The organism is Pseudanabaena sp. PCC 9330, assembly GCF_055795045.1.
Map to the genome: position 1 here is coordinate 1 of NZ_JAYFES010000007.1, position 209 is coordinate 209.

Annotated in this window: 1 protein-coding gene; it reads left to right on the forward strand. The window is 51.2% G+C overall.

The window, feature by feature from the left end:
* The coding region (locus AC0QKW_RS00025; protein WP_473149030.1) for an integrase core domain-containing protein at positions 1-209 on the forward strand (209 nt) is incomplete at both ends.

Below are 209 nucleotides of genomic sequence, written 5' to 3' on the forward strand. Positions count from 1 at the left end.
ACTAGCGCTTCAGCAGGCTACGATAATGGCCAGCATGAGCCGTCGAGGTAATTATTGGGATAATGCGGTGGCTGAAAGCTTTTTCGGCACCCTCAAAACCGAGTTGATTCATCCCAGGATCTTCTCAACCCGTGCCCTGGCCCGCACCGTTATTGCTGAATGGATTGAGGTTTTCTATAACCGACAGCGGTTGCACTCAACCCTTGGAT